Source organism: Halopseudomonas sp. (assembly GCF_036961105.1).
In the GTDB taxonomy this organism is placed as follows: Bacteria; Pseudomonadota; Gammaproteobacteria; order Pseudomonadales; family Pseudomonadaceae; genus Halopseudomonas.
The window spans coordinates 1-523 of sequence record NZ_JBALWW010000075.1; the positions used below are offsets into that span (position 1 = coordinate 1).

Here is a 523-nt window from a genome sequence, read left to right on the forward strand (position 1 = left end):
GCCTCTGCCCCAGCGGTTTCCAGCAGGGCCAGGCATTGTGCTGGATTGTCCTGCAGGCGTAGCAACTTCCAGCGGGTAATCGGGGTCATTCGGTCGTCCAGGCGCAGCGGTTCGCGTGGGTCCCATTCTGGCGGCAGTTGCCACCAGGGTTGCAACAGGGCGAACAGGCCAAGCAACAACAGTAGGCAGAGAAAAGCGGAGAGTCCGGAGCGGAACAGGCGCAAGGCTCAATCGCTCCGGTGCAGCGCCAGGTCGGTTTCGCTGAACAGCTCAAACGCGTCCTGCTCGGCGCTGTAATCCCAGCGTTCTACGCTGCACTCATGCAGGCCTTGGTGGCACTCATGGCGAATCAGGTTCACCGAATTGGGAATACTGCCGCGTACGCGCTGCGATACAGCAGTGCCCTCCTGCGCCGTCCAGCCGGTGCGGGGGCTGTGTTTGCCGCTTAGCGGACGAATGTAGGGCAGGTGAATATGCCCGGCCAGCAACAGGTCCAGGCCGGCGTCTACCCATTCAGGTATCG

At 62.3% G+C, this 523-nt stretch carries 2 pseudogenes; both read right to left on the reverse strand.

The annotated features are described in order from the left end of the window. Window positions 1-224 (reverse strand): annotated as a pseudogene (locus V7756_RS19075) (hypothetical protein); the annotation flags it as partial. 3 nt (window positions 225-227) lie between these two features. Next, a pseudogene (locus tag V7756_RS19080) lies at window positions 228-523 on the reverse strand (hypothetical protein); the annotation flags it as partial.